General features: G+C 57.0%; 18 protein-coding genes. 6 read left to right on the forward strand and 12 right to left on the reverse strand.

Translation table 11 applies throughout. The features are described from left to right. Positions 1–157: 157 nt before the first annotated feature. The gene (locus tag Q672_RS30040; protein WP_022986232.1) at positions 158–1,486 is read left to right on the forward strand and encodes a rhomboid family intramembrane serine protease; all 1,329 of its coding nucleotides are present in this window, start codon (positions 158–160) and stop codon (positions 1,484–1,486) included. On the opposite strand, the gene Q672_RS30045 is transcribed toward Q672_RS30040, so the two are convergent. The 8 genes from Q672_RS30045 to Q672_RS30080 all read right to left on the reverse strand — a co-directional run bounded on the left by Q672_RS30045 (position 1,461) and on the right by Q672_RS30080 (position 13,054). Then, positions 1,461–2,867: a tetratricopeptide repeat protein gene (locus Q672_RS30045; RefSeq protein ID WP_022986233.1), complete on the reverse strand. Its 1,407-nt coding sequence runs from the start codon at positions 2,865–2,867 to the stop codon at positions 1,461–1,463. The two genes, Q672_RS30040 and Q672_RS30045, sit on opposite strands and share 26 nt — an antisense overlap. Before the next feature lie 20 nt (positions 2,868–2,887). Then, positions 2,888–3,505 (reverse strand): alpha/beta fold hydrolase, encoded by a 618-nt coding sequence (locus Q672_RS30050; RefSeq protein WP_031226840.1) that lies wholly within the window; start codon positions 3,503–3,505, stop codon positions 2,888–2,890. Then, positions 3,502–4,125 (reverse strand): TetR/AcrR family transcriptional regulator, encoded by a 624-nt coding sequence (locus tag Q672_RS30055; protein ID WP_022986235.1) that lies wholly within the window; start codon positions 4,123–4,125, stop codon positions 3,502–3,504. Before Q672_RS30055 ends, Q672_RS30050 begins: the two co-directional genes overlap by 4 nt. After that, entirely contained in the window at positions 4,122–4,883 is a 762-nt protein-coding gene (locus Q672_RS30060) for an SDR family NAD(P)-dependent oxidoreductase (protein WP_022986236.1), read from the reverse strand. Before Q672_RS30060 ends, Q672_RS30055 begins: the two co-directional genes overlap by 4 nt. Before the next feature lie 106 nt (positions 4,884–4,989). After that, positions 4,990–6,054 carry a PA0069 family radical SAM protein gene (locus tag Q672_RS30065; protein ID WP_022986237.1) on the reverse strand — a complete coding sequence of 355 codons (1,065 nt, stop codon included), beginning with the start codon at positions 6,052–6,054 and terminating at the stop codon, positions 4,990–4,992. Between the two features lie 110 nt (positions 6,055–6,164). Then, positions 6,165–10,964 (reverse strand): NAD-glutamate dehydrogenase, encoded by a 4,800-nt coding sequence (locus tag Q672_RS30070; RefSeq protein WP_022986238.1) that lies wholly within the window; start codon positions 10,962–10,964, stop codon positions 6,165–6,167. Positions 10,965–11,080: 116 nt separating this feature from the next. After that, positions 11,081–11,395, reverse strand: a complete 315-nt coding sequence (locus tag Q672_RS30075; protein ID WP_022986239.1) for a DUF2288 domain-containing protein — start codon at positions 11,393–11,395, stop codon at positions 11,081–11,083. Between the two features lie 246 nt (positions 11,396–11,641). After that, positions 11,642–13,054: an alkaline phosphatase D family protein gene (locus tag Q672_RS30080; protein WP_022986240.1), complete on the reverse strand. Its 1,413-nt coding sequence runs from the start codon at positions 13,052–13,054 to the stop codon at positions 11,642–11,644. An 82-nt stretch (positions 13,055–13,136) separates the two neighbouring features. Between Q672_RS30080 and Q672_RS30085 the strand changes: the two genes are divergently transcribed. Beyond that, entirely contained in the window at positions 13,137–15,935 is a 2,799-nt protein-coding gene (locus tag Q672_RS30085; RefSeq protein ID WP_031226844.1) for a hybrid sensor histidine kinase/response regulator, read from the forward strand. A gap of 112 nt (positions 15,936–16,047) precedes the next feature. Here Q672_RS30085 and Q672_RS30090 read toward each other — a convergent pair whose 3' ends face one another. Continuing rightward, positions 16,048–18,123: an ATP-binding protein gene (locus tag Q672_RS30090; RefSeq protein ID WP_022986242.1), complete on the reverse strand. Its 2,076-nt coding sequence runs from the start codon at positions 18,121–18,123 to the stop codon at positions 16,048–16,050. Positions 18,124–18,310: 187 nt separating this feature from the next. Between Q672_RS30090 and metG the strand changes: the two genes are divergently transcribed. Further along, positions 18,311–20,347: a methionine--tRNA ligase gene (metG, locus tag Q672_RS30095; RefSeq protein ID WP_022986243.1), complete on the forward strand. Its 2,037-nt coding sequence runs from the start codon at positions 18,311–18,313 to the stop codon at positions 20,345–20,347. Between the two features lie 305 nt (positions 20,348–20,652). Here metG and Q672_RS30100 read toward each other — a convergent pair whose 3' ends face one another. Together Q672_RS30100 and Q672_RS30105 are read right to left on the reverse strand one after the other, a co-directional pair. After that, on the reverse strand, positions 20,653–21,492 hold the full coding sequence (locus Q672_RS30100; protein WP_022986244.1) for a polysaccharide lyase family 7 protein: 840 nt from the start codon (positions 21,490–21,492) through the stop codon (positions 20,653–20,655). A 316-nt stretch (positions 21,493–21,808) separates the two neighbouring features. After that, positions 21,809–22,504, reverse strand: coding sequence for a Crp/Fnr family transcriptional regulator (locus Q672_RS30105; protein WP_022986245.1), 696 nt, complete (start codon positions 22,502–22,504; stop codon positions 21,809–21,811). Positions 22,505–22,632: 128 nt separating this feature from the next. Here Q672_RS30105 and Q672_RS30110 point away from each other — a divergent pair, with 128 nt between their 5' ends. The 3 genes from Q672_RS30110 to Q672_RS30120 all read left to right on the forward strand — a co-directional run bounded on the left by Q672_RS30110 (position 22,633) and on the right by Q672_RS30120 (position 25,608). Beyond that, complete coding sequence (locus Q672_RS30110; protein ID WP_022986246.1) at positions 22,633–23,418, forward strand: class II aldolase/adducin family protein; 786 nt, start codon at positions 22,633–22,635, stop codon at positions 23,416–23,418. An 11-nt stretch (positions 23,419–23,429) separates the two neighbouring features. Next, positions 23,430–24,023 (forward strand): HD domain-containing protein, encoded by a 594-nt coding sequence (locus tag Q672_RS30115; protein WP_022986247.1) that lies wholly within the window; start codon positions 23,430–23,432, stop codon positions 24,021–24,023. A 226-nt stretch (positions 24,024–24,249) separates the two neighbouring features. Beyond that, a complete protein-coding gene (locus Q672_RS30120) occupies positions 24,250–25,608 on the forward strand; it encodes an oxygenase MpaB family protein (RefSeq protein WP_022986248.1) in 1,359 nt (452 codons plus the stop codon). A gap of 37 nt (positions 25,609–25,645) precedes the next feature. Here the strand turns inward: Q672_RS30120 and Q672_RS30125 are convergent, their stop codons facing one another. Continuing rightward, complete coding sequence (locus Q672_RS30125; RefSeq protein WP_022986249.1) at positions 25,646–26,077, reverse strand: hypothetical protein; 432 nt, start codon at positions 26,075–26,077, stop codon at positions 25,646–25,648. Positions 26,078–26,299: the final 222 nt, after the last annotated feature.

The following is a 26,299-nucleotide window of genomic DNA, read 5'->3' on the forward strand; positions in this document are numbered from 1 at the left end:
GACTCAAGACCTCCACCCCAAGCCAACATAACGGTACACTGCATCGCACAAGCCTTTTAGGCACACAATAAAACTAACGTGCCAACGCCCCACAGAAAGGCATCACCAGGGTTGAACGCAGGATGCGTTGGCTCGAGACATGAGGGGAAGGATAACCATGCTGATTTTGCCCGTTGGCGAAAAAGAAGGGCATCGCGCGCCACCGTGGGTCTGCATTTTTCTGATCATACTTAACACGCTGGTTTACGCGATCTGCACCCATCAGGACCATCAGCTGGACGACCCCTTCAGCGAAGAGCAAGCCAACATACTAGCCGAGTATGAATCCGGCCTCTTGCTCGAGTGGCTTGCCCAGGGCGATGCCCGTACCTACTCCGATGCTTTAGCCATGGGCGACCGAGGCCCCGACTTCATGTGGCAATACGGTTGGTTTGATCAGGCCTTTGCCCAAGTGATCCACGCACACTGGCAGCAACAGCCGCCCACTCATCAGTGGCAGGAACTACGCTCTCAGCTGGAGGAGTGGACAGCCACCCTGTCCACTTTCCGGTGGGGACTCACGCCCAACTCGACCACACCGACGACCCTGCTCTCATCAATGTTCATGCACGGCGACTGGTTCCACCTGCTTGGCAACATGGTATGGCTGATCATTTTTGGTATTGCCATGGAACGCTACTGGGGCTCCAGGCGCTTCCTTGGCGCCTACCTGTTATCCGGGATCGGTGCCGGTGTGTTTTACGTGTTGTTGAATCAGGAAAGCGGTATCCCACTGGTGGGAGCGTCCGGGGCTATTTCCGGCCTGATGGGACTCTATGCCGGCACCTACCGCCTTAAGAAGCTGGAATTTTTCTACACACTGGGGTTTCTGTTCGGCAGCTTTAAAGCGCCAGCGCTGGTACTGTTTCCTGTCTGGCTGGGTTGGGAGCTGGTGCAATCGGCCACAGTACAAAGCAATGTAGCCTACCTGGCCCATGCCGGCGGCTTGATCAGCGGCGTCCTTATTGCCGCGGCACTTCCCTGGACCGGTCAACCTCGCCATCAGCGGGCAGGAAGCAACACTGACAGTAATGAGCGGGAAGTCCCTGAAAGCTGCCTCCAGCTTGCCGAGCAACTGCGCTTTGATGAAGCGGGTCAGCGCTGCAGGCAACTGCTGGAGCAGCACCCTCAAAGCCGGCCCTTGTTGGGCTTCTTCCTCTTGATGGGGCTGCGCCAACAGCAGCTTGATAGCAACATGAAAGATGCCATGAAGAAGCTTAACACTCTACCCGCCAGTGCCGGCACGCTTTGGTGGTTATGGGAAGAATTTGAAAGACTGGGTGGCGATGTCGCAACGCTCCCCCCCCCTTTTCGGCTCTTGCTGGCAGAACTGGCCTGGAAACAAAAACAGGTCGCCAAAGCCAAAGCGCTGGTAGCGAACCTCCAGCAGCAGCAATGGCAGCACCCACGACTGGATAAACTCAGTGCACAGATTGCGGGCTGCTGAGACGATGGAATAGCGACAGGACCTGCGTCCCCTCGTCACTTTCCAGCGTGCCAGGAGACTGACGTTTCACAAAGCCCAGCAGTTTCCCGGCAGTGCCTGCATCTCCCTCTTCCAGATACAAGTGAGCCAGCAACAAATACGCCTCCGCAAGCCCGCTGAACCCGGGAGACCATTTGTGCATGTTCACCAGTAATCGTCTCGCTTCCGGCACCCGCCCGCGCTCATGCAACGAACGGGCAAGCGACACACTCAATGCCGGATCATCCTCCAGGCGCATCCCGGACTCCTGCTGTAGCGCTTCCAGCCATATCTGCACCGCAGTCCCCTGATTGCCCATGCTGTGCTGGGCACGAATGAAACGCATAAGATGCTCTTTCCAGGGTTTCTCCTTCCCGAGCAGTCTTAGCAACCGCAGGCGCCGCCAGTTAAGCTCCTGGTGCATGGGTGCGGTGCCAAGACCGCGGTTGATCAATCTCAACGCATCATCAAGACGACCTTCCTGAGCATAGATATGAGCAATTCCAAGCGACTCGGCAACCTCATAATCATCCGCGGACAGTGAGCGCCCTCGATCTTCATCAGCCGCCAGACCGAGTTCTCTTGCCTTCTCATTCAACAGCGCACCCATCATCGCCGCAGCCACCAATGTGGTATAGGCAGAAAAGACGCCGCCCGCAAAAACAAGCGGAGCGGTGGCATCCCCGGACTCCAGCATGGCCGGCGCCGCGGAGACTGCCATGACCGCGAGCCATAACAAAAGATATGACCCTCCGACGGTTACTATCAGTTGCAGCCAGCGCAGCGGGTTTAGAGCGCTTCGCAACGACCGGCTAACCGCAAGAATCATCAGAACAGCTGGCATAATCAGTGTAGCCAACGCCAGCAAACCCAACGTCAGAACCATCGACGCCCCCGCCAACAAAGCCGGTCCAACAAATAAAACCAACATCACACCAATCTGGCGTACCAGTAGCCCGCCCTCACTAATGGCATCCATCGGAGATGGCGGCGTCCACTTATCACCGGCAACGTCTGCAATCACCAGCAACGAGTACACCGACAACAGCATGGCAACAAACAGGAACAGAAGCAGGGTGGGTAGCCCACCGATGGCCGCATTTGCGCCACCAAAGAGTAATACCAGCCATAGCGCAGGCAGCTGCACAGGGTAACGAAGAATATCTTTTGAACGTTTCCAGAACGGCAAGCCGGGCTGACCGTCACCGCGCCACTCCAGGCGTTGGCTACATAACGGGCAGCGTGGCTGGCCGGCCGCAAAGTTGGCTTCTCCACCGGGTACGCACTGGGTACAGTAGGGTTTGTTGCACCCCTCACAGACCCAGCTTGCCGGTTTACGCGAATGGTAACCACATGCTTCCATGCATGCCCCCTCAGACTTGATTATCGTTTGATAAAGGCCGCCGTTATATCTGCCGCCATGTTGATAAGATCCTGTTGATCCAAACCGCTGCGTTTGAGTGGCTTGAAATCATGATCCCCCGAAGGCAGCCAGTGTACCTCAATCCCGCCCCCCAACGGATACTCGCCAACTTCATCCGGTTTCCCAAACGGATCACGCTCACCCTGACAAATCAGCATCGGCACCGCGAGTGAGGCCAGGTGTTCCGTTCGGGTGTTTTCGGGTTTGCCGGGAGGATGAAACGGGTAGCCAAACGCGACGACACCATCGATCTCGCTCGCGCCCTCCGCTGCCAGCATTGATGCCATCCGACCGCCCATGGATTTCCCGCCGACCCACAAGGGCAGGCCTGACCGCTCAACGCTGGCCACTTGCCTGGCAAAGGCCTCCAGCAGTTGGGGGGCGCGATTCGGGGGAAACTTGCGCTGTTCCTCGCGTCTGCGCTGCATATAGGGGAATTCAAAGCGCACCACCTGAATTCCCCGGTCAGCCAACGCCTCTGCCAGCGATTCCATAAACGGGCTGTCCATGGGAGCCCCTGCGCCGTGAGCCAACAACAGGGTAGCCACGGGGTTTTTGGCGGAACTGATTAGTGTCATAGCGCGTCTTCGAGTGCTTTCAGATGGGCTTGCAAGGCTAGCCTGAAATCCACCTGGAACAGATCAAGGGGAGGTTGTTTGATAACGTCCGCCACCACGGGAGCAGGGTGACTCAGGGCCCAGCAACCGATAAGCGCCTGCTGGACCTGCAGCAGATAAGTGCCGGCCTTGTCGACAGGCAACCCGAAGTGATCCGACAACCGCTGGGCTAAAATCGTGAAATGTTGCAGTAACGACGCTTTAAACCGGCGCGCCTGATCCGCATCCAGGTTTTGCTCCAGCACACTGTGAAGAATTGCCGTCAGCCGACAGAACAGGGGTCTGCTCAGCAATAGCTCGCTGAGGCGTTCCCACATGGGGCCCGCCTGCCCCTCCGGCAATGGCACTGCCACCATGTCTTCCAGTTCACCGAGGTACAGCGCCAGAAACAGGGCTTCCTTGGAGGGGTAATACCGATAGAGCGCAGCCTTGGTGACACCGGCCTGACGTGCGATATCGACCAGACTGATGGTCTCGAATCGTTGTCGTGAAAAATATCCCGCCGCAGCATCAAGTATCTGCGCACGCCGCAGGGCCTTCTGCTCTGGCGAGCGGGCTCGCTGGAAGCGGCACTGATTCATCGCTGCAACAGACCAGCCAGCTTGCGCGTCACTGCCCGTGGCGACACCTTGCCCAGCCAGACGGTGATCAGGTTTTTCCAACCGGGGATAACAATGGCTTTGCGTCTTCCGGCTAACGCCTTGCTGACCACTGCTTGCGGGGTCATGGTTCCTGCCTTGAATAGCAGGGTATTGGTCATATTCGCTTCGCTGGCGAATTCAGAATCCGTGGCGCCCGGACACAAGGCACTGACCGCAACGCCCTCTCCCTTGAGCTCTTCATGCAGGGCTTCACTGAAGGAAAGCACAAACGCCTTGCTGGCATAGTAGACCGCCATATTGGGCCCGGCCTGAAAGGCCGCGGTAGACGCCACATTGATGACAAAGCTGTTAGGCCGGGACTTGAGCCCCGGCAGCAGCCGCCAGGTCAGATCCACCAAGGCCGTGACGTTCACCTGAATCATATCCAGCTGTCGCTGAAGTGATAACGCCTGAAAACCCCCGCGGTCGCCAAAACCGGCATTATTGATCAATCCGCCAAGGCTGATACCGCGCGTGTCCAGCTCACTCACCAGGGCCTGCGCCGCGCCGGCCACTGCCAGATCTGAAGCAATACAGGCAACCTCGATGTTATGACGCGCCTTCAGCTCACTGGCCAGGGCCTCCAATCTATCCAGACGCCGTGCCACCAGGACAAGGTGCTGTCCTTCTGCTGCCAACTGACGGGCAAATTCTTCTCCGATCCCGGCGCTGGCACCGGTAACCAAAACAGCATGCATACCACTCTCCCGAATAGACTGTCGTGGGGCAGCATGTCGACGAGTCCACCACCCCAATAAGTAACCTTGGGTAACTAATTTACCACGACAGCCCATTCACCCCCTGTCACCGTGGGCCAATCACCGCGCTTTGCGCGTCCCAGAGTGCCAATTGACCGTGGGGGCCCGGCGCTACGAAACCGCTAGTGTCCAGCGCCAGTGTCTCTCGCCCCTGTAGTCCAGCCGCACGACAGGCGGTGTCAAAGCGCTGGCGCAGCAGGTGTGACCAGGCACCCTGCCCCGACTGCCGCTGATGCCAGCGGCTGTTGTAGATGGCCCCCCCATGCAAATCACGCATCACAGACATGACCTTCTCTGCCCGGTCAGGGTAGTGCTCCGCCAGCCACTCTTCCCACAAGGGGCCCACCTCATGAGGCAACCGCAACACCACATAGCCGGCATGCTCTGCCCCGGCCATGGCCACCTGCCCGACAATATCTTCCAGTTCGTGATCGTTGATAAAAGGAATCACCGGCGCCACCAACACACTCACAGGCACACCCGCACGGCTTAACTCGCGAATGACCCGCAGTCGGTCCTTGCCGCCACTGGCACGTGGCTCCAGTTGCGCCTTGAGACGATTATCCAGGGTCGTGACCGACACCGTCACCGAAGCACGTCCAGCCCGTGCCATCGGTGCAATCAGATCCAGATCCCGCAGCACCAGGGTACTCTTGGTAATCAGGCTGAAAGGATGCTGGCTATCCGCCAGTACCTGAAGCATCTCCCGTGTCAGTCGTCTCTCACGTTCGGCGGGCTGGTAAGGATCGGTGGCAGTACCCAGAACGACGGGCAGGCATTGATAGCCCGGCTTGCGAAGGCTTTCGCGCAACACCTCGGCGGCATTTTCCTTGCAGAAAATTTCGCTTTCGAAATCCTGCCCGGGAGAGAGATCCACATAGGCATGGTTCGGGCGCGCGTAACAATAAATGCAGCCATGTTCACAGCCGCGATAGGGATTGATGCTCTGGGAAAAAGGCAAATCCGGACTGCGGTTGGTCACAATAATACTTTTGGCAATTTCCCGGTGGTAGCGGGTGGGCCGATTCTGGGGCGCCTCGTCCAAATCACTGTGACGGCTGGCGAAGCGCCCGGGAATCCGGCTAAGAGTGCCACGGTTGACAGCTGGCATAATCGCCCCCTCAATATGCTGACCATATGAACAGTATATTAGCGAGGGTCCGGGCTCAAGTCTGTTGCACCATTACGGCCATCAACACAGTCACCTCAGAGCGTTTTCACCTACAGGCTGCGTAACTTGCGCAATTCACGCACCCCTACCGCCAGTGTCATGAAATCATGGGGACTGTCCGCCTGCAGACTCTGCAGCCGGTGCATGCCGAACTGTACCTTGTTGCGGGATTTCTCCTGCCAGGCCGTGAACCGGGCATCGGCACTATCGCCTTCCTGCTCCAGTACCTTGGCCGCCACCTGCCGATGCAGGCGGTAGGTATCCTCGCGCAGATTGGCCCGGGCCAGCGCCTGCCATTTCCCTTGCACATTCAGATCAATGATCGCCGACAGCAGCCAGAGAATATTGAGCCGGTCGCCTACCGCGAAGTACACCTGAGCCGCCATGGCGAGGGGCACCTGTGCCTGCGAGGCGAGCTCGACAATATCCGGCGCGCTACCCAGCACCATGGTGTTGGCCAACAATCGGGCTTCTTTGGCAGGAACCCCATCGTCCCCCATGCCCTCTACCGCCTGCTGCCATTCTTCCCGGTAACTGCCCGGCAGGACCTCTGGCAGCATGGCTTCCAGCTCGGCGATGGGCTTTCGGTATCGATTCACCGCCTCCGCCACCGGGCGACGCCCCCACTTGTAGAACAGCAACCAGGTGGTCATGTGCTTCATGAGCCCAATCACCCGGCCGTACAAGCGCAACTGCACCTGACTGTCCACCTGCCCATCCAGACCATCCACCGGTGCCCAGTAGAGGTCGCCATCAAAAACGGCATGGGCCATGGCGTACGCTTTCACCATACGATGCCGGGACAAGCCATGCTCATCGGCGAAACGATGCACAAAGGCAAATCCCATGCGGTTAACCACAGCATTGGCCAGCACCGTGGCAATCAACTCCCGGCGCAGGCCATGTTGCAGCAAGTCGTCGCGATAGTGCTGAACCATTTCGTCCGGGAAATAGTGAAGCACATCCTGATCGAAGAACGGGTCGTCTGGCACGTCCGACGCCAACACCGCATCAAACAGCGCATTCTTGGTGTACGACAGCAGCACGGACAGTTCGGGGCGGGTCAGCCCCATGCCTCGGGTACGACGCTCACCAAGACTTTCATCATCCGGCAGGTATTCCACAGCCCGGTTGAGGATACCCTGTCGCTCCAGCGTCCGGAGGTGGTTGGCGTGCTCGTCGAGACGACTTTCGGCGTCGTATTCCAGCAGGCTTAACGCCAGGCTTTGTACATAATTATCCCGCAGCACCGAGCTCGCCACGTCGTCGGTCATGCGCTCCAGCATGGGATCACGGGTGTCCCGATCAAGGCGGCCATCGCGCATGCGCTGGTTGAGCGGAATCTTGATGTTCACTTCCCGGTCGGAACTATGCACACCACCGGAATTATCAATGGCATCGGTATTGATTCGCCCACCGTTCAAGGCATATTCAATGCGCCCGAGCTGAGTCAGCCCCAGGTTACCGCCCTCACCCACGACTTCGCAGCGCAGTTCACGGCCATTGATGCGAATCGCCTCATTGGCCCGGTCACCCACCTGGGCATGGCTTTCATTGCTGCCTTTGACATAGGTGCCGATCCCGCCATTCCAGAGCAGTTCCACTGGTGCCTTGAGAATCGCCGTGATCAATTCAGCCGGGGTCAGGGTCCGCTGCGCGATCCCAAGGGCTTCGCAGGCTTGCTCACTGAGCGTCAGGCTCTTGGCACTGCGAGAATAGACTTCTGCACCCTCAGACAGGCAAGTACGATCGAAATCATCCCAGCTGGTACCACGGGTGTTGAACAGCCGCTGGCGCTCCACGAATGTGGCCGCCGGATCAGGATCAGGGTCGATAAAAATGTGCAGGTGGTTAAACGCTGCCACCAGCCGAATCTGTTCCGACAACAACATGCCATTGCCGAAGACATCGCCTCCCATGTCGCCAATACCGGCCACTGTAAAGGGCTGCCTCTGGATGTCCTTGCCCTTTTCACGGAAGTGCCGCTTCACACTTTCCCAGGCGCCGCGGGCGGTGATGCCCATCTTCTTGTGGTCGTAGCCTGCCGAGCCGCCAGAGGCAAAGGCATCACCCAACCAAAAACCGTATTCGTCCGCCAGACCGTTAGCGATATCCGAGAAAGTCGCGGTCCCCTTGTCGGCAGCCACGACCAGATAGGGGTCGTCCTTGTCGTGGCGCACCACCCCAGGGGGCGGCACGACCGTCTCCCCTTCCCGGTTATCGGTGATATCCAGCAGGCCACGGATGAACTGCTTGTAGCAGGCGATCCCTTGTTTCTGCCAGGCATCACGGTCCGCCGGGTTCCCCTGCTTGACCACGAAACCGCCCTTGGCACCCACCGGCACAATGATGGCATTCTTGACCATCTGGGCTTTGACCAGGCCCAGCACTTCAGTGCGAAAATCCTCGCGACGATCTGACCAACGCAACCCGCCACGGGCCACCGGTCCGCCACGCAGATGGATACCCTCCATTTGCGGGGAATACACAAAGGTTTCAAACATGGGCAGCGGTTTGGGTAATTCGGATACCACCGTCGGGTCCAGCTTCAGGCTGACCCAGGACTTGTTATCCCCGTGCTCATCCGGTTGATAGAAATTGGTCCGCAAGCCTGCCCGCACAACGCTCAGGAACGCCCGCAATACCCGGTCCGCATCCAGAGAGGCCACCTGATCGAGGTGATGGTCCAGCGCCTGGGCCAGTTTCACGCCGTCATCCCTGCGCTGGCTGTCGCTACAGGAAGGATCAAAACGGTTCTCGAACAATTGCACCAACAACCGCGCAATCACGGCATGGTCCGCCAGCAACTGCTCCATATAGCTTTGCGAATACGGCAGCCCGGTTTGCACCAGATACTTTGTCAGGGTGCGCAGGCAAACCACCTGCCGGGCATCCAGCCCCGCCAGCAACACCAGTCGGTTGAGCCCATCGTTTTCGATGCGTCCCTGCCAACAGGCAAGAAAGGCTTCCTCGAAATAGCGCTTCTGCTGGACCGGACCCAGCGCGCAATCGCCGGCGACGCGGACATCAAACACCTGGATCCACTGATCGGCTTCTTCACGCACGCTCACCCGGGTCGGATCCTGACTGACCACTCGCAAGCCAAAGTGCTCCAGCATGGGCAGCACATCCGACAGACCAATCGGTTTTTCCCGGGAATAGAGTCGCAAGCAGGTGGGACAGGCAGGCCCTTCCTCACTGGACACCGCCAAAGACGGCAACACCGGCTGGTCAGCAGACAACTGCGACAGGTAGTGAATGTCAGCGGCAGCCTCCATGGCACGGGTGGTTTCCTGATACCCCACCGGAAAGGCGCTGGCATAACGTCGCGCCAGGCTCACTCCCTCATCGCCATCTTCGTGCAGCACCTCCCGTAATTGATCCGACCAGGACCGCGTCACGGATACCAGTCGCTCCTCCACCTGGCTTTCGCTCATGGCCAGATGCGTTCCCTGGGGAATACGAATAATGCAATGGATGCGCGCCAGCCCTTCACGGAGGAAGTCCACCGTGCGCTCCACCGACAAGCCATTACACAAGCTCTTCAGCTCATTGGTAACGTGGTCACGTAATTCACGGGAGTAGCGCTCACGACTGAGGTAGACCATGCAGGAGTAAAAGCGACCGTAACGATCACGGCGCATGAACAGGCGCAAATGATGACGGTCACGCAGGGCCCGGATGCCCATGCAAATGTGATAGAGCTCTTCTTCACTGCACTGAAACAATTCATCACGGGGCAACTGGTAAATGATGTCTCGCAAGTGCTTGCCGGAATGGGAGCGCTCGGGCAACCGTGACCGCTCCAGCACGTAGTTCACCTTGCGGCGAATCAGCGGAATATCCCGGGGACGATTGATATAGGCATCCAGGGAAAACAGGCCGATATAGCGGTCCGTGCCCTCTACACTTCCGTCCTGCGCCAACCGCTTGATGGAAATCACATCCATATAATGGGGATGATGGATCGAAGAACGGGCGTTGGCCTTGGTTACGACCACCAGCCGGCCATGGCTGATGTACTTGGCCATTTCATCATGGGGGGCGATAAACTCATCCGCATCGGCATAACGGCTGCCATGCCTGGCAATGCCCAGCCCGGCCTCATTTTCCAGATGCAGTCGCATGCCATCATCCACGACCTCTGCATGGGAGCGGGCATAGCCGAGAAAGGTAAAGTGGTCCAGGCTTAACCACTCGATAAACGCCCCCGCTTCTTCCAGTTCTTGCTGGTCCCGTTGTGGAAAATGACCAGAAAGATTCTCACGGGTTGCCTGCAGGTTGGCGAGCATTGCCGGATAATCCGCGACGACCACCCGCAACTCCCCCAGCACCAGCTCCAACTGCTCCTGCAAGCGTGCATAGGCCTCAAGGCTGCCCAGCGGCTCGAATTCGACATGGATCAGCGATTCCGCCGGGTGTTCACCGTCGCTCACCCCTTGCACCTGGATGATCTGGCCTTTGTCATCGCGCCGTAGCTGCAATACTGGATGAATGGTCCAGTCGATGGCGGTACCCGCATCCCTCACCGCCATCGCCACCGAGTCCACCAGAAATGGCATGTCGTCAGCCACGGTCCGCAGGCAAGCCATGGCCCCGGAACGGGACGGGGGTTCAATCTGAATCAGTAATTCGCGGTCCCGGTGTCGGGCCAGCAGCCAATGCTGCCAGGCCATCTGGAAAAGCTGTTCGGGGGGCCGTGCAGTCAGCGCGGCAAGACTGGCCATTTCGAAATAGGCGGCGAGAAAGCGGCGGAACAGGCTTTGTTCCTCGGGGTTGACCTGGGCAGCAACGAGGCTTTCCAGCTGCGCCTGCAACAGGGCCTGACGCTGGGCGATGTCATCCTGCATCGAGTCCTCCGGCATCCGTCAGAGTGAGGGCATCACAGCCCTTTTGTTCACTCTATACCGGGGTTGATGACGATTGCCACCCTTGCGAAAGCGACGGGGAAGACCGTGCTTGCGGACTACTGTAGCTGTTCTGGCTGTACCAGCACCCAGGGCATGACCACCACACTCCAGAGAGTCTGGTCGGCGCCATACCACTGTGTCGCCTGCGTGTCCGACACCTTGTCGACCAGACCCTTTTCACGCCACAGACTGATCTCGGCGGCGTTATCTTCCGAAAACGCCACGGCCACATCGACCAGATCCAGCCCAGGCGCCACATAGATGGTTTGACCACGGGCGAAAAAAGGCTGCAATTCGGCCCAGCTGGCCTTGGCGGTTTCCTGGTTGAGTTTGGCTTTCAGGATATCGCGGTCTTCACCGTTAGCAGACATGGTCGCCTCCGTATTCTGGGGCGGGCATTATCCTTGATGGAATGTGAAGTGGCAAAACGGGGGGGTAAAAAGAAACGCCCGCCATCTTTGGGGGTATGGCGGGCGGGCTGTACCGGGCCGAAATTGAACATCCGTGTTCTATCGCGTCCTTGCGAGATCCACTGTAGCGTTGTCGCCACGACGCCTTAAGTCGCAAATCGCCCGACTTCCTGTAAGCCTTTTGCCATAAGCGCCACAGACATAAGCTTACGACCAACGAATCTCCTGGCTCGCCTCCGCCACATGCCGGCGTCTGCGGTCATAAAGATCAAAGCGGGCTCCTTCTTCAGTGAAGGCCACCATGGAAAACGCATTGTCACTGAACACCTGTCCTGGCACATTCACTTGCCCCAGTGGACGCCCCCAGCCGCCATAGAGCAGGCCAGGCACACGGATCATCGGACGATACCAACGGAAAGCCATCAGTGCGGTGGGCCAGAACAGGCCGGAACAGGTCCAACTGTGCACCTGCTTGCCCCCATTGAGGGTGAGATTTGCATAGAGTGACGCATGGACATCACCACTGAGGACGACCAGTTTGCGACTGCGACTTTGCGCCATGGCCGTCAGCAAACGCTGCCGCTGATAACGGAAGCCTTCCCAGGCATCTTTGCCACGGAACGGGCGGCGCTGCTCCGGAAACAGCACCACAGAGGTCACCAGCACCTTGATCCTGTCGGGATCCGTGTCCAGCCAGCGCACAAAGGCCTGCTCCTGCTCTTCGCTGATCATGCGCCGCTGCCAGGACCAGCGGCTCAATACCCGCTCAGTACGAACATCCATCACAAAGAAATCAGCAGGCCCACGGGAAAAGGTGTACCAGAAGCGATCCGGATCACGATCCAGGTAGGTGCCAGCCTCATTGAGCGGGGCCGCCGGGGAATGGGAGGCCTGATAAATCTGGTACGCCTTGATGGCCGCCGGGTACTTGCTGGTCCAGCGGTCGGCATTGGCTCGTTCCGGCCAGTTATTCTCGATCTCATGATCATCCAGGATCATGTAGCTGTTGGTTTCCCGTAACAGCCTGGCCAGCTTGGGCTGGGCAAAACTTTCCCGGTACAGGGAAGAAAACTCTCCGCGATTATCCGCCGCACCAATGTTGTAAAGGGAGTCGGCGTAAACCTGATCGCCCCCAAACAACACAAAATCGGGCTTTTCGCGGGTGGACAGGTCAGACATTTCGGCAAAGATCTTGTCGGCTCTGTCGTCCTGGATCTTGCCGTCAAAACCCACAAACCGGTAGCAACAGGAGCCAAACAGAAAGCGGGTCTGATCTGCATCCGGCTGGTTGGTCACAAAACTGCCCTCACTGGCAGCAGACCAATCCAGTTCTGCGGGCTCCTCATCCGACACCCAACCCGCCTGATATTCATACCGGCCACCAGGCCGGAGGCCGTTGAGAATGACCACGCCCGACCCATCAAAATTACCGTTCAAGCGAAAGCGTCGAACATCAGACCATTGCGACTGACCTTCCTCACGCCAACGAATCCGGCCCCAGAGGAATTTTTGTCCCGCCGTCAGCCTTCCCTGGGGCAATGCCCCAAACACACGTACATGGGTATCACCAGACTCCCCGACAATGGGCCCTACCGCAAAGCGCTCAACTATCCTTGTCATTCTTTTCCTCTCGATTGAGCCCCCCGGCCCACACTGCTAGCATTCCAGTAGTTTACCCACCTTTTGCCAGGATCAATTCATAGTGTGCAAGGACGCTGGATACGCCCTCTACTTCGTTGTTGGCATCATGCTGATGTGCCTGACCTCTGGCAGCTTGGCCAGCAGCACAGGTACGCAGATTATTGCTGAACAGCAACAGAATCTACAGCCCTACCCTGGGGTGCAATATTTTTGTGCTTCAGAAGAGGATGTGCCCGACATCACCGGCATCAGGATGCGTAGTGATCTTCACTGGCTTTCGGCAGGCGCTGCCGCTCCCAACCTGGGCTTTACTTCTCAACATTGTTGGTTCCATTTTTCGGTTCGTAACCTGAATCATCTCCATACCCAATGGCAGCTTCGTGTTGACTACGCCATGCTGGGGGAGATTGATGTTTATCAGCTTGATGCCGGAGGAAACCTGGTTTCCCATTATCAAGCCGGAATGGACCGTGAATTTTCCCTGCGTCCGAATCTGCAACCCTCACCCGTATTTCCTCTGACTCTACCCACAGGTCAGAACAGCGACATCTATCTGCTTGTCGCCTCCGCCCACAGCATTCAATTACCCCTGACCTTGCAATCCGAGGAGCAATTCGCCAAGTACTCGCAGAATATGACCATGGTCCAGGGCATCTTCTTCGGTGGAATGCTGGTGATGATTCTGTATAACCTGACCCTGTTCTTCTCGGTACGGGAAAAAGTGTATTTACTGTATGTGTTCTGGTCAGCCGCCATAACGCTTTTTCTTGCCATCCTGCATGGTTACGCACAGCGATATCTGTGGCCAGACTCACCGCTGGTAAGCAGTTATATCATTCATTTTCTGTTGCCCCTGCTTGTCATTCTCCCGTCGCTTTTCACACTCCATTTTCTGTCACTGAAGGACAAGGCTCCCAGAATGGCAGTATGGCTACGTGGACTTGTCCTGGTTGGCACCCTTCTCTTTCTCGCGGCTCCCTTCAGTAGTCGCGAGGCACTGATCCCGGTCTCTGTTTTCGCCATCCTGGCCATGGATTTCAGCATCCTCACCATCGGCTTGATTCGCTTGCGGGCAGGGGATCCTGACGCCCGCATTTTCACCGTTGCCTGGGGCTGTTTCATGGTCGGTGCAGCAACCATGGTGCTCAACAAGTATGGGATCATCTCTCGCAACAGCGTTACAGAAAACCTGGTACAGATCGGCGTCTTCCTGGAGGTCGTATTACTCTCTCTGGCTCTAGCACGACGAATTAACCGGTTAAAAGAAGCTCACTCAGATTCTATTCGTGAAAGAGCCATTGCCGAGATGGAAGCATTCAAGGCAGGAGCTCGTAACCATGCGAAAAGCGAGTTCCTGGCTACCATGAGCCATGAAATACGAACACCGATGAACGGAATCATGGGAATGACGGACTTGCTTCGTCGAACTCCATTAAGCCAACAGCAGGCTCAATACGTCAGCACGATCTATCAGTCGACCCAATCACTGCTCACCGTCATCAACGACATCCTGGACTACTCGCGGATTGAATCGGGCAAACTGGAACTGGATTATCAGACTGTTGCCGTGGAAAGCGTGGTCGATGATTGTGTCAGGCTTTTTGCGCTGCGTTCCAGCGAAAAAAGAATCCCGCTGTATATGCACATAGACAGCCGGGTTCCCGAGCAAATCCGCACTGACCCCATCCGCCTCAAGCAAATCATTACCAACCTGCTCAGTAATGCTTTCAAATTCACCGAGCGCGGCAATATCGCTTTACACCTGACGCTGAAACAACCTGTAAATAGCCAGAACCAATGCGTGTTGATGATCGAAGTTGTCGATACAGGTATTGGCCTGGATGAGGGCCAGCAAAGCACGCTGTTCCAAACTATCAACGAGCGCCCCAATCGTAGCAAGCATGGCGGCGCAGGCCTCGGACTGGTCATCTGTAAACGACTGACCGACCTGCTAGGTGGCGATATAGGCGTGTCCAGCTCGTTAGGACGCGGTGCAACGTTCTGGTTATCCCTCCCTGTGGAGGCGATCAAGTCACGGCAACAACCCGCACTGCGAAACCGCTCTGCGGTGGTTATTTCCAGCATCCCCGCCCAGCTTCTCAGTCTCTCGCAAATTCTCAGCCGCTGGGGCGCCTCTACCCATGAGTTTCGGGATGTGGAAACGGCACTGGATCCAATCAATCCCTCCCGCTCGGTGGATTTCGTAATCGCTGATCTGGCGGTGATGGAAAATCCGCATTATGTGGAACGTTTAAGGACTCATTACCAGTCTCCCACGCTGCTGTTGTTACACCCTACCGGAGAACCTCTCAGCGAAACGCTGCCAGAAGACCTTTTGATGATCGAAACACCGTTTTCCTGTCAGGCTCTCAAGCGCAGTTTGCTAACAGGGAAAGACGAGACAGGAAGCGACTCTTCGCCATACGAAGCCAGGGCGATAATCCTCGATAAAGCGAATCACCTGAATGTAATCGTTGCAGAAGATAATCCTGTGAATCAGCTTGTGATTGACAGTATTCTCAAATCCCTCGGGATTCAGGCTACGTTAGCAAGCGATGGAGGGCAGGCACTGTCATTGCTTCGCGAGCAACCGGATTACTGGGATATCATCTTTATGGACTGTGAAATGCCGGTGCTGGACGGCTATCAGGCGACTGGCGAAATCCGGGAAATGGAAGCGCAACTAGGCAGCCACCCTCATTGCTGGATCATCGGACTGTCCGCCCACGCCACCAATGAGTATGTTCAGAAAGCCCGAGATGCCGGGATGGATGATTACCTGAGCAAGCCGGTGTCCCAGCAACAGGTCAGCGAAGCCCTGAAACGAGCGCAGCTATCCATGTCTAAAGGTAGCGACTAGTCTCGCCACACAATGGCATAACGTAACTGACGCACGCAGAGCCGTTTTATTCGGATCACCAGAGCAAGGCGACTGCCAGTCCGTGATGTCCCTGACGGCCCAACCTCAGGGACTATGACTCGATCAGCGACGGCTCAAGCAAATCAGCACAGGCCACCAGCAAGTCGCGGCTACGAACCGGCTTACCCATAAACGCGTCGCAGCCGGCATCAAGACAGCGCTGGCGGTCCACAGCCAGCACGTTTGCAGTTAATGCCAGTACCGGGCCCTCAAATCCTTTATCACGCAATGCCCTGGCTGTCTCATAGCCATCCATCACCGGCATCTGCATATCCAGTACCACCAGAGAATAATGGCTGTCATTCTGATATGCCTCGCAGGCCTCTCGCCCATTTTCCGCTTCGACGACCGTCATGCCGGCACGTTCAAGCAAGGTCTTCACCAGCAAGCGATTAACCTGATTGTCTTCCACCAGCAAGACACGGCCATTAAGCTGAGGCAACGGCTGAGCCTGTTCCCCCGCAGGCAAAACCGAAGGCGCTACTGTCGCATCCAGGGCGAGCTCGAAAGGCATCTCCAACGTAAAACAGCTCCCTGTGCTATCGCTGGTGACGCTGATATCCCCGCCCTGGGCTCGGGCGAGTTCACGGGCAATACTCAACCCCAGCCCGGAGCCGGTGTAACGGCGAGTGTGAGATACATCGGCCTGCGTAAAGGGCTGAAATATGCTCTGCAACTGGGACTCTGTAATGCCAATACCCGTGTCCTCAACGCGGATGCTGAGCCGCTGATCCGGACGCTGCCACACTACGCGTATTCGGATCGTCCCCTGCTCAGTGAACTTGACCGCATTCCCCACCAGGTTGACCACGATCTGGCGTAGACGGAAAACGTCTCCGTTCAATGCAGCCGGCATGGTCCCATCCATTTCCAGGGCAAGTTCAATTCCCTTTTCAACGGCACGCAGGCGAAAGCTTTCAACAACCTCCTGCAACAGTTCTATTACCGAGAATACCGATTCCTCGCGATCCAATTGCCCTGCTTCAATTCGCGACAAATCCAGCACGTTATTAATCAGCGCCAACAAGGCATCCCCATTGTGCTGGATAATATTCAAATAATGCTGGCGATCGGCATCACTACCGCGCCCTTCTCGTAATAGCTCGGCATACCCCAGAATAGCGGTCATAGGCGTGCGAATTTCATGGCTCATGTTGGCGAGGAACTGGCTTTTTGTCTTGCTTGCAGCTTCCGCCTGGCGACGGGCAGATGCCAACTGGTTTTGGGCATGATCAATGCTGTCGACCATGGCATTGAAGTCCTCGGCAAGCTCTCCAATTTCATCGTTGCCCAGCACCGGGACCCGTTGGTCAAGCGTTCCGCCGCGGGCAATCGATCGAACCGCATTGTGTACCGAGCCCAGGCGGCCGAATAACAGCCCCTGGATTCGCCAATAGACTCCCGCCACAGTCATTGCCGCAAGAATGCTGAGAATCAAGGCCATGAGAAGGATGACGGTACTCTTCAACCCCTGCACATCACTTGGTAATTCCACAACGATTTCAAGGGGTTGGCCGTCAAAGAAGTCAGGAATCGGAAAGCGCCCCCTGAGTAGCCCCTCAGCATCTGAGAATAGCCCCCTTTCCACGCCCCCCTCCTGCGATAACTCTCTCACATAAAGTGCATGCCCAACCCTGTCAGAGAGATACTCAAGCCAGTAACCGTCAATCCAGATACCCAACAGGTAGGCCTGACAATTCTGCTCCACCGCAGTACTAAAAAGCAGCGGGCGTCCGTTTACCCGTACCACCCCCCAGATGGGGGCACAGCCCTCCGCCTCAAAACGGTCTGCCAGACGCTCGAATACCGGCAGTGCGGGCTCCTCAACCCCAAGGGCACTACCGAGACGCCCCCCATCCAGAGACAGCATGAGATCAAGCTGACCTACCCCGCCCAGATTCCCTGGAGGGGAGTCCGGCTGACGGCTCCAATCTTCAGCCCGGATGCGCAATACTGAAAGCTGATCAAGAAATGCACTCTCAACCACACTCAATTCCCGCTCAGCAGACGACTCCAGCATGGATTCCAGCAGGCTGTGATTGACCCTGGCCAGAGCCAGCAGCGCAACGCACACACAGGCCGCGGTGGACAGTATCAACAACCACCGAATACGGGCACGAAGCGTCATTGCCGGTTTTCCCCTCTGAATCACCAAGAACACAAACCCCAACCATGCCACACAGGTACACAAAAACGGTAGCCCCGTCCCTGCTCAGTGGACTCACGCTCATCACTAACGGAAGGCACGGGATGAAAATAGTGCAGTCTCGCCGTATCATAGGCGCCCCATTTCCCGGATAAATGACACCGTTCTCATGAGTGACACGCCACGCAAGATCCTGGTGACCAGCGCCCTGCCCTACGCCAATGGCCCGATCCATCTGGGCCACCTGCTTGAATACATCCAGACCGACATCTGGGTGCGTTTCCAGAAGCTCCGCGGGCAGATGTGCACCTATGTCTGTGCCGATGATGCCCACGGCACCGCCATCATGCTCAAGGCCGAAGAGAACGGTATTACCCCGGAACAGCAGATCGCCCAGGTGAAGGCCGATCACGAGAAGGACTTTGCCGACTTCCAGATTCGTTTCGACAACTACTACAGCACCCACAGCCCGGAAAACCAGGCGCTGTCAGAGATGGTCTTCCAGCGAAACAAAGACGCAGGCTACATCATCGAGAAGACCATCACCCAGCTTTACGACCCGCAGAAAGGCATGTTCCTGGCCGACCGTTTCGTCAAGGGCACCTGCCCGAAGTGCAAGGCGGAAGACCAGTATGGCGACAACTGTGAAGTCTGCGGTGCGACCTACTCCCCTGCAGAGCTGATCGAGCCCTACTCTGCCGTCAGTGGTGCCACCCCGGTAGAGAAGGACACCACCCAGCTGTTCTTCGACTTGCCCAAATTCGAGCCGCTGTTGCGCGAGTGGACCCGTTCCGGCGCCTTGCAAGAACAAGTCGCCAACAAATTGCAGGAATGGATCGAAGACCTGCAGCCCTGGGACATCTCCCGGGAAGCGCCCTATTTTGGTTTCGAGATCCCCGGTTACCCCGGCAAGTATTTTTATGTCTGGCTGGATGCCCCGATCGGGTACATGGCGAGCTTCAAGAACTACTGCGACCGCGAAGGCCTCAGCTTCGACGACTACTGGGCAGAAGGCTCCAACGCCGAGCTGTATCACTTTATTGGCAAGGACATCATCAATTTCCACGGTCTTTTCTGGCCGGCCATGCTGGACGGTGCCGGTCTGCGCAAACCCACGGCTATCTACAGCCATGGCTTTGTCACCGTGAACGGCGCCAAGATGTCCAAGTCCCGCGGCACCTTTATCAAGGCCCGAACCTATCTGGATCATCTCAGCCCTGAATACCTGCGTTATTACTTTGCTGCCAAGCTTTCCAGCCGTGTGGATGACTTTGACCTCAACCTGGAAGACTTTGTCCAGCGGGTGAATTCAGATCTGGTAGGTAAACTGGTAAACATCGCCAGCCGTACCGGTAACTTTGTGAAAAAGTTTGGCGGCACCTTGAGCGCCGAGCTGGATAACCCACTGCTGGTTCGCGAGGTGCAGGAAGCCGCTCCGCGGATTGCCGAGTTCTACGAGCAGCGTGAGTTTGGCAAGGCCATGCGGGAAATCATGGCGCTGGCCGACCATACCAACGGCTACATCGCCGAAAAGGCTCCCTGGTCACTGGCCAAGGAAGAAGGCAAGGAACAGGAGGTGCTGGCCATCTGCACCACCGCCATCAATGTCTTCCGTCTGTTGGTGCTGTACCTGAAGCCAGTACTACCGGCACTGGCCGAGCGCGCAGAGGCGTTTCTGCAGATCGACCCGCTCCGCTGGGACGATGCCGGGCAGCTTCTGCTGGAGCATGACATTGCCAAGTTCAAGCCCTTGCTTGGCCGGGTAGAAAGCAGCCAGATCGATGCCATGCTCAGTGATTCAAAGGAGGTTACGGCCGCCGCCAAGGCTTCGACCGCCCCGGCAAAAGCCAGCAACAAGATGGACGACACGGTGGATGACACCATCAGCATCGATGACTTCCTGAAGGTCAAACTGCGCGTGGCGCGCGTTGCCAAGGCCGCTCACGTAGAAGGCGCCGACAAACTGCTGCAACTCACCCTGGATGTGGGAGAGCTGGGCGAACGCAATGTCTTTGCCGGCATCAAGGCCAAATATCAACCGGAGCAGCTGGAAGGCAAACTGGTGGTCCTGGTCGCCAACCTGGCGCCGCGCAAGATGAAGTTCGGTGTCTCAGAGGGGATGGTGCTGGCCGCAGGCCCTGGTGGCGAAGACATCTACGTACTCAGCCCCGATAACGGCGCCAAACCCGGGATGGAGGTGCGCTAACCTGCTCACCCTCTTCCTCTGCTGTGAAAGCAATCAGGCCCCACGTGCCGGGGCCTGTATTGTTTCACGGCAGCCTCTGGGTAAACCCCCTGCATGCCTGGCGTGGTCAGGAGCACGCAGAGGTTGTTGCTTGCCTCGACGGCAGGCTGGCCTGCACTCGTTGTCCCATGTCCTTCGAAGGTGATGAGTCGATGGATCGACATACACTGTCAACACCGCCCCCTCTTGGCCATGGCAGAGGGGCCAAGCCAGCCTGAAAAACTGAACTCGCCAGGTATTATTCCGAGGCTCCCTCAATGAACTAACTACTGATGGCTGTACGCGAGCTGGCTCATGCTGACTCTGGCACGCCCTTCTGCCGCCGCACTACCAGACAGGTACAACCCCGCCTTGAAATAGCACTTGTAATCAGCCCAATCAGACACATTTTCCACATGGACCAGATTTCCATTCAGGCTAATAAAAACCTGATGATTATAAACCCTGAGTTCAGCCTGAATTTCCTGTCCAGTACGCGGTACCAATGGCACTTTTTTGTAGCCCGTTTTTTCGTGATAAAACACCGCCACAAGATAGTCTTGGTATACCTTCCCGCCAATGCTCTGCGCTTTGGCCCAGGTTAACCTCAGAGGCGGTTTGACTGACGTTTTTTCCTTACGGTGCAATTGCATCCAGGTGTACTCATTGATGGTGGAATCGCTGAGCCTAAGGGTTGCCGTCATTCGGTGATTTCCCGCCACTGACCACTCTGGGTATTGGCGCAACTCCGAGCGTTTTTTGGGTTTACCCTGCCGGGTCAGATCGAACACCACATTATCGTTTTCAAAATAAAAATACTCCATTTCGGGGTATGTCAGCAGGGTCTCCGTGTCGGTTGTCACCTTACCGGTTTTCCCATCTGTCACTTCATACTGCAATACGCTGGAAGAAAAAGGATCAGCAAACTTTTCTTTTCCGGACGCCTGAGATTCCTCATTTTCAGCAGCGTCCGTTTCCTCAGTTTCTTTCCCATACGCAGGCGACGTCACGCCAACACTGCTTTCCTCGTTATCTGAAGAAACCACTGCGGGCGCCCCACCACCGCCACCGCAACCAAGCACATTGAGAGTAAAAATAAAGACGAACGTTTTATATAAAGAACACATTTTTTATTCCTGAAAACTCTCCTTAATACCTACGGAGGTAGACCTTCCCTGTGACTACCGCAAGAGAGGGTAAGACTTTATTCTTATCCCTGTGTATCGCAGAGAATCCTAGCCACGAAGCAAAGCCCGCTCTACGGGCTTTTCGTTAAAATGTGATTTAAAACGTCTAAGTAATTTAACTTAAAATCTGTCAACGGGATTTGAGGAAGAAATTGCTATAACACGAAAAAGGAATAGACCATTCGCCGATTAAAAATAGCCAAAGGTATTAATTTTAATCGCCTATAAAATATTTTTGTTAGCCAAAAGAATTACCTTAATCTGGACAGCAATCCAGATAGCGTCGCAAGGCATCTTCGCTGCAAATGGTGACCTGCCCGTAACCCAGCTCAACCAACCCCTCACGCTGAAACTGCTTGAGCGTGCGATGAACCCCTTGGCGGGTCATCCCCATCATGTTGGCGATGTGCTCACGGGTCAGCCGCACAGTGACCGGACCGCCCGGCTCTGCTCCCCCGCGCTGCATGTCGCACAGAAATAACAACCGCCGTCCGATCCTGACCGTGGTCCCGCGCAAGGCGTCTTCCTGGATGACCGTCATGGCCGACCAGAGCCGACGGCTGATGCACTCGAGCACGACCGGATAGCACTGCGGGTAGCGACTCATCAGGTCCCGAAAATACGCCCCGGGTAATTCCACCAGTGTTGCCTGCGTATGTGCCGTGGCACCGTAAACCCGATCGGCACCGGGCGCGAAGACCGCATCGCCCACCCAGGCCCCCTGGTCAAACACAATCAAGACCGATTCCCGACCTTCCTGGTTGACCGAATTGATCCGCACCATTCCTCTGGCGATGACACACAGGAATGTCTGGGGCTCCCCTTTCTCATAGATCACCTCACCCGGCTGGAAATGGCGGATACGGGCATGACGTGCAGCCTCGTCCAGTGCCGCTTCGGGAAAACCGGCGAACAGGGGGCAGTGTTGCAAGGCATCAAGAGCAATAGACATACGCCAATTGTAAACAGGTTGACAGTCTTGCCAAGAAAAAGCGGCCTACACTCCCGTCATGTCCTATCGACACATCACGGGGAACACCGTGACACCCACAACAATCTGTCTCCAGGGAGAGCGCTACAATGAACAGCCAGGTAAAACTTGACCCAGCCGCCATCACCTCCAAGCAAGCGGATGTCAGCCCCGAAGAGTGGCAACTGCGGGTGGACCTCGCCGCTGCCTATAGACTAGTGGCCTTGTATGGTTGGGATGATCTGATCTTCACCCATCTGTCCGCCCGAATCCCGGGCGATGAGCACCATTTCCTGATCAACCCCTACGGCATGATGTTCGACGAAATCACCGCATCAAGCCTGGTGCGCGTCGACCAGGACGGCAACAAGCTCAACGCCGGCGATTTCGACATCAACCCGGCGGGCTTCACCATTCACAGTGCCATTCATGCCGTACGTGAGGACGCTGTCTGCGTCATGCACACCCACACCACCGCCGGCGTGGCTGTGTCTGCACAGAAAGAAGGGTTGCTTCCCCTGTCACAACAAAGCCTGTTTCCGCTCTCTGGGTTGTCGTATCACGACTATGAAGGGGTCGCACTGCGCGATGACGAAAAAGCCCGCCTGCAGGCCGATTTGGGCAGCACCAACTTCATGATTCTTCGTAACCATGGCTTGCTCACGGTGGGCAGCACCGTGGCGGACACCTTCCTCAACATGTTCATCCTGCAACGGGCCTGTGAGATCCAGCTACAGGCCTTATCGGGCAATCGCCCGCTGACCCCGATTCCTGATGGCATCGTCAACACCATCAAACAACAGGCCTCTCAGGTCACCAAGGGCATGGGGGGCAACCTGGCCTGGCCGGGCCTGCTACGCAAGCTGGACCGGGAAAACCCCGGTTATGCAGACTGAGGGCTACCGCAATGAACGACATGACACAACCCCGTGCCGCCTTCACCCACATGAAGGACGGCCAGGCCGAGGACTGGAAGATCATTGCCGAGAATTTTGGCGAGTTCAGCAAAGGACTGCCGGACCGGATCATGGCGCACCTGCGACTGCTGGAAGGCGATTTCGGCGGGTTCAGGATCGACCGATTCCAACACTGCCTGCAAACTGCCACCCTCGCCCATCGCGACGGCAAGGACGATGAATACGTCGTCTGCGCCTTGCTGCATGACATCGGCGATACCCTTGGCACCTTCAACCATGCGGACGTGGCAGCGGTTTTGCTGGAACCCTTTGTCAGCGAAGCCAATCACTGGATGGTGAAGCATCACGCCATTTTCCAGGGGTATTACTTCTTCCATTATCTGGGCATGGACAGGGACATGCGCGAGCACTTCCGCGAACATCCCTTCTATCGGCAAACGCTGGAATTCGTCAGCAAGTACGATTCTCCGGCGTTCAATCCGGATGGAGAGATTCTGCCACTGAATTACTTCGAGCCCATGCTGCGGCAGGTTTTCGCCAGCCCGCGAAAGTCACTTTACAAGGACGCCATGAGCAACGACTGAGGCGCCTCACTGACGCCCTCCCTGGCGGGAGGAGCGTCAGTCCCAACCTGGCCCGCGACACGCAAAGTGAACAGTCTTGACCTCACTGTTTCCTTTCCCGCCAATCTCCCTGTCATTGCAGGCCAAAAACCCGCAAGTTCTCTACGTGAAATCTTCGGTCATTGTCACCGACCCAGCGTAAACGCTATGTATAAGGGCAATATCGCGCTTTCACGACGAGGTCGTAATGACACAGTCTCTGGATGCACTCTGGGAACAGGTGCGTGCACAGAAAACCCGGATTCCCTCCCTGTATGGCGACATTGATTTTGATGTCACCCCGGAGCGTTTTACCGACGACATCCACACCCGCAGCGCCCTGCCCGAAAAATTCGCAGGCAAGTACCGGGGCAAGATTCTGGCCGACAAGGAAAAAGTGGAACGGGCCCGCGCCTATACCCTGCTCGGTGACAATGTGGCCGATGCATATGCCGCGCTGATGCCCGAATACGGGTTCCGCAACCTGATCACCATGCTCAAGACCGCCTGCGACAAGGGACTGGATGCGGTAGATAATCCGCCCCAGGAACTGAGCGATTTCATTCAGGCCATGGAAGCGACACCGGACTGGGTAGACATGGATCTGGTTCGCGAGGGCGCGCGCCTGAGCCGTAACCAGATGGTCAACCTGGCACCCTATGTTATCCGTGGCGCGTTCGTCGCCACCTTCATGAACAAGTACTCCGGGTTGCCCATGGCCATCACCGGCACCCTGGCCAACGAGTCGGTGAACCAGCGGATCAATGAGACCGCCAGTTTCTTCACCACCGCCACCCTGCCTGGCGCTCTGGAACGCTTTGGCCCAGGCTTCAAGGCGGCCGCCATGGTGCGCCTGATGCACTCCATGGTGCGTTTCAACATCATCAAGCGGGCGACCACCGACAAGGGCGGCCCCTGGGATCCCGCGGTCTACGGCATACCTATCCCGCAGGTAGACCAGATGCCGGCCGGCACCATGCCCGCCTACCTGACGGCGTTCAAGGCCATGCGCAAGGGCCGCAAACATTTCACCCGGCAAGAACGGGCGATCGTGGAACTGTCGCGTTACGAGTGTTTTCTGCTCGGTCTGCCTGCAGAGTTGCTACCCGCAGAAGCCCCGGACATCATCGACACCATGCTCACTTATTCCGGCACGCTGCGTGAAGGGTATGACGACAGCACCTGTGGTGAGCTGACGCGGGCAACCATGTCCGTCTATCGTCCCAAGGATGACAAGCTGATCAGCAAGGTTCACAACGCGGTGGAGCGCAGTTTCTCGAAAGTGTTCTTTACCCAGGCGTTTCTCGGCAAGAAGGACAAATCAAAGGCTGAAGAGATGGGCGTGGCACCCCACGCGCTGGACTATGCCCTGTTCAGCGTCGGCAATCTTTTCATCATGCCGCGCCTGCTGGCCTATCGCACCCTGCAGGATATTCCGGTGGCCAACAAGGTTGCCGACCGCATTCTGGTCAAACGCATCAAGCAGCTGCTGGTGGATTACGGTCATGCCGAATACACCACCGATGCCAACCAGTACGCCCCGACCACCAGCGAACCCGCTGCCTGACCCTGCCCGCTGCTGTGGGCGCCGGCCTCTGCCACGCCTACAGCAGCAAACCTGCCACCAACAACGACAGTGCCATCAGCCCGTGGGGCAGAAACACGTGGCGCCACCCAAGGATCCGCAACAACTCACGGCTTCCCCCGGCACGCCGGCTACGTTCCCAGCTATCGGCGGTCTGGAACGGCGCGATGTCATCCACCTCACCACGAAAGTGCGCTTCAATTTTTTCTATGCGCGCATAGTGCGCCGACTGAAACGCCTTCCAATGGCCTTCCACCAGCCAGAACATCAGGCTACCCAGCATCCCCACCCAAAGCAGGGACGGACGATCAAAGAACGCGCCCGATCCGGCCAGAATGCCGGCAAGCGTGACACTCCAGGCCTTGATCGTCAGGGATTTCTGATCGAAAGAATCAATCAGGTGAGTGAGATGGAAGTACTCCGCTTCCAGCTGCTGGTCTCGTTGCGTCACGACTGTCCCCTGTTCATTAATGCCTCGCACCGCGCCATTTAACCTGATCCCCCGGCGCTGCACAAAAACGCATTGCGGCGTTATTGAACATGGCCCTTAAGGAGCCTCTGAATAGCTCCTTGCATGCTCAGCGTGACTTGGAGCGTGCAGCTGTTGTGTCTTGTCTCGACGGTAAGGGTGGTTCCCTTTCCTAGAGGCAAGGCGCAGCAGATGGGCGCTCCA

The organism is Alcanivorax sp. P2S70 (genome assembly GCF_000475295.1).
Taxonomy (GTDB): Bacteria; Pseudomonadota; Gammaproteobacteria; order Pseudomonadales; family Alcanivoracaceae; genus Alcanivorax; species Alcanivorax profundi.

Bases quoted from the DNA above. Each gene is read 5' to 3' on its own strand.
- Q672_RS30040 (WP_022986232.1), top strand. From the start codon at position 158: ATGCTGATTTTGCCCGTTGGCGAAAAAGAAGGGCATCGCGCGCCACCG.
- Q672_RS30045 (WP_022986233.1), bottom strand. From the start codon at position 2,867: ATGGAAGCATGTGGTTACCATTCGCGTAAACCGGCAAGCTGGGTCTGT.
- Q672_RS30050 (WP_031226840.1), bottom strand. From the start codon at position 3,505: ATGACACTAATCAGTTCCGCCAAAAACCCCGTGGCTACCCTGTTGTTG.
- Q672_RS30055 (WP_022986235.1), bottom strand. From the start codon at position 4,125: ATGAATCAGTGCCGCTTCCAGCGAGCCCGCTCGCCAGAGCAGAAGGCC.
- Q672_RS30060 (WP_022986236.1), bottom strand. From the start codon at position 4,883: ATGCATGCTGTTTTGGTTACCGGTGCCAGCGCCGGGATCGGAGAAGAA.
- Q672_RS30065 (WP_022986237.1), bottom strand. From the start codon at position 6,054: ATGCCAGCTGTCAACCGTGGCACTCTTAGCCGGATTCCCGGGCGCTTC.
- Q672_RS30070 (WP_022986238.1), bottom strand. From the start codon at position 10,964: ATGCAGGATGACATCGCCCAGCGTCAGGCCCTGTTGCAGGCGCAGCTG.
- Q672_RS30075 (WP_022986239.1), bottom strand. From the start codon at position 11,395: ATGTCTGCTAACGGTGAAGACCGCGATATCCTGAAAGCCAAACTCAAC.
- Q672_RS30080 (WP_022986240.1), bottom strand. From the start codon at position 13,054: ATGACAAGGATAGTTGAGCGCTTTGCGGTAGGGCCCATTGTCGGGGAG.
- Q672_RS30090 (WP_022986242.1), bottom strand. From the start codon at position 18,123: ATGACGCTTCGTGCCCGTATTCGGTGGTTGTTGATACTGTCCACCGCG.
- metG (WP_022986243.1), top strand. From the start codon at position 18,311: ATGAGTGACACGCCACGCAAGATCCTGGTGACCAGCGCCCTGCCCTAC.
- Q672_RS30100 (WP_022986244.1), bottom strand. From the start codon at position 21,492: ATGTGTTCTTTATATAAAACGTTCGTCTTTATTTTTACTCTCAATGTG.
- Q672_RS30105 (WP_022986245.1), bottom strand. From the start codon at position 22,504: ATGTCTATTGCTCTTGATGCCTTGCAACACTGCCCCCTGTTCGCCGGT.
- Q672_RS30110 (WP_022986246.1), top strand. From the start codon at position 22,633: ATGAACAGCCAGGTAAAACTTGACCCAGCCGCCATCACCTCCAAGCAA.
- Q672_RS30115 (WP_022986247.1), top strand. From the start codon at position 23,430: ATGAACGACATGACACAACCCCGTGCCGCCTTCACCCACATGAAGGAC.
- Q672_RS30120 (WP_022986248.1), top strand. From the start codon at position 24,250: ATGACACAGTCTCTGGATGCACTCTGGGAACAGGTGCGTGCACAGAAA.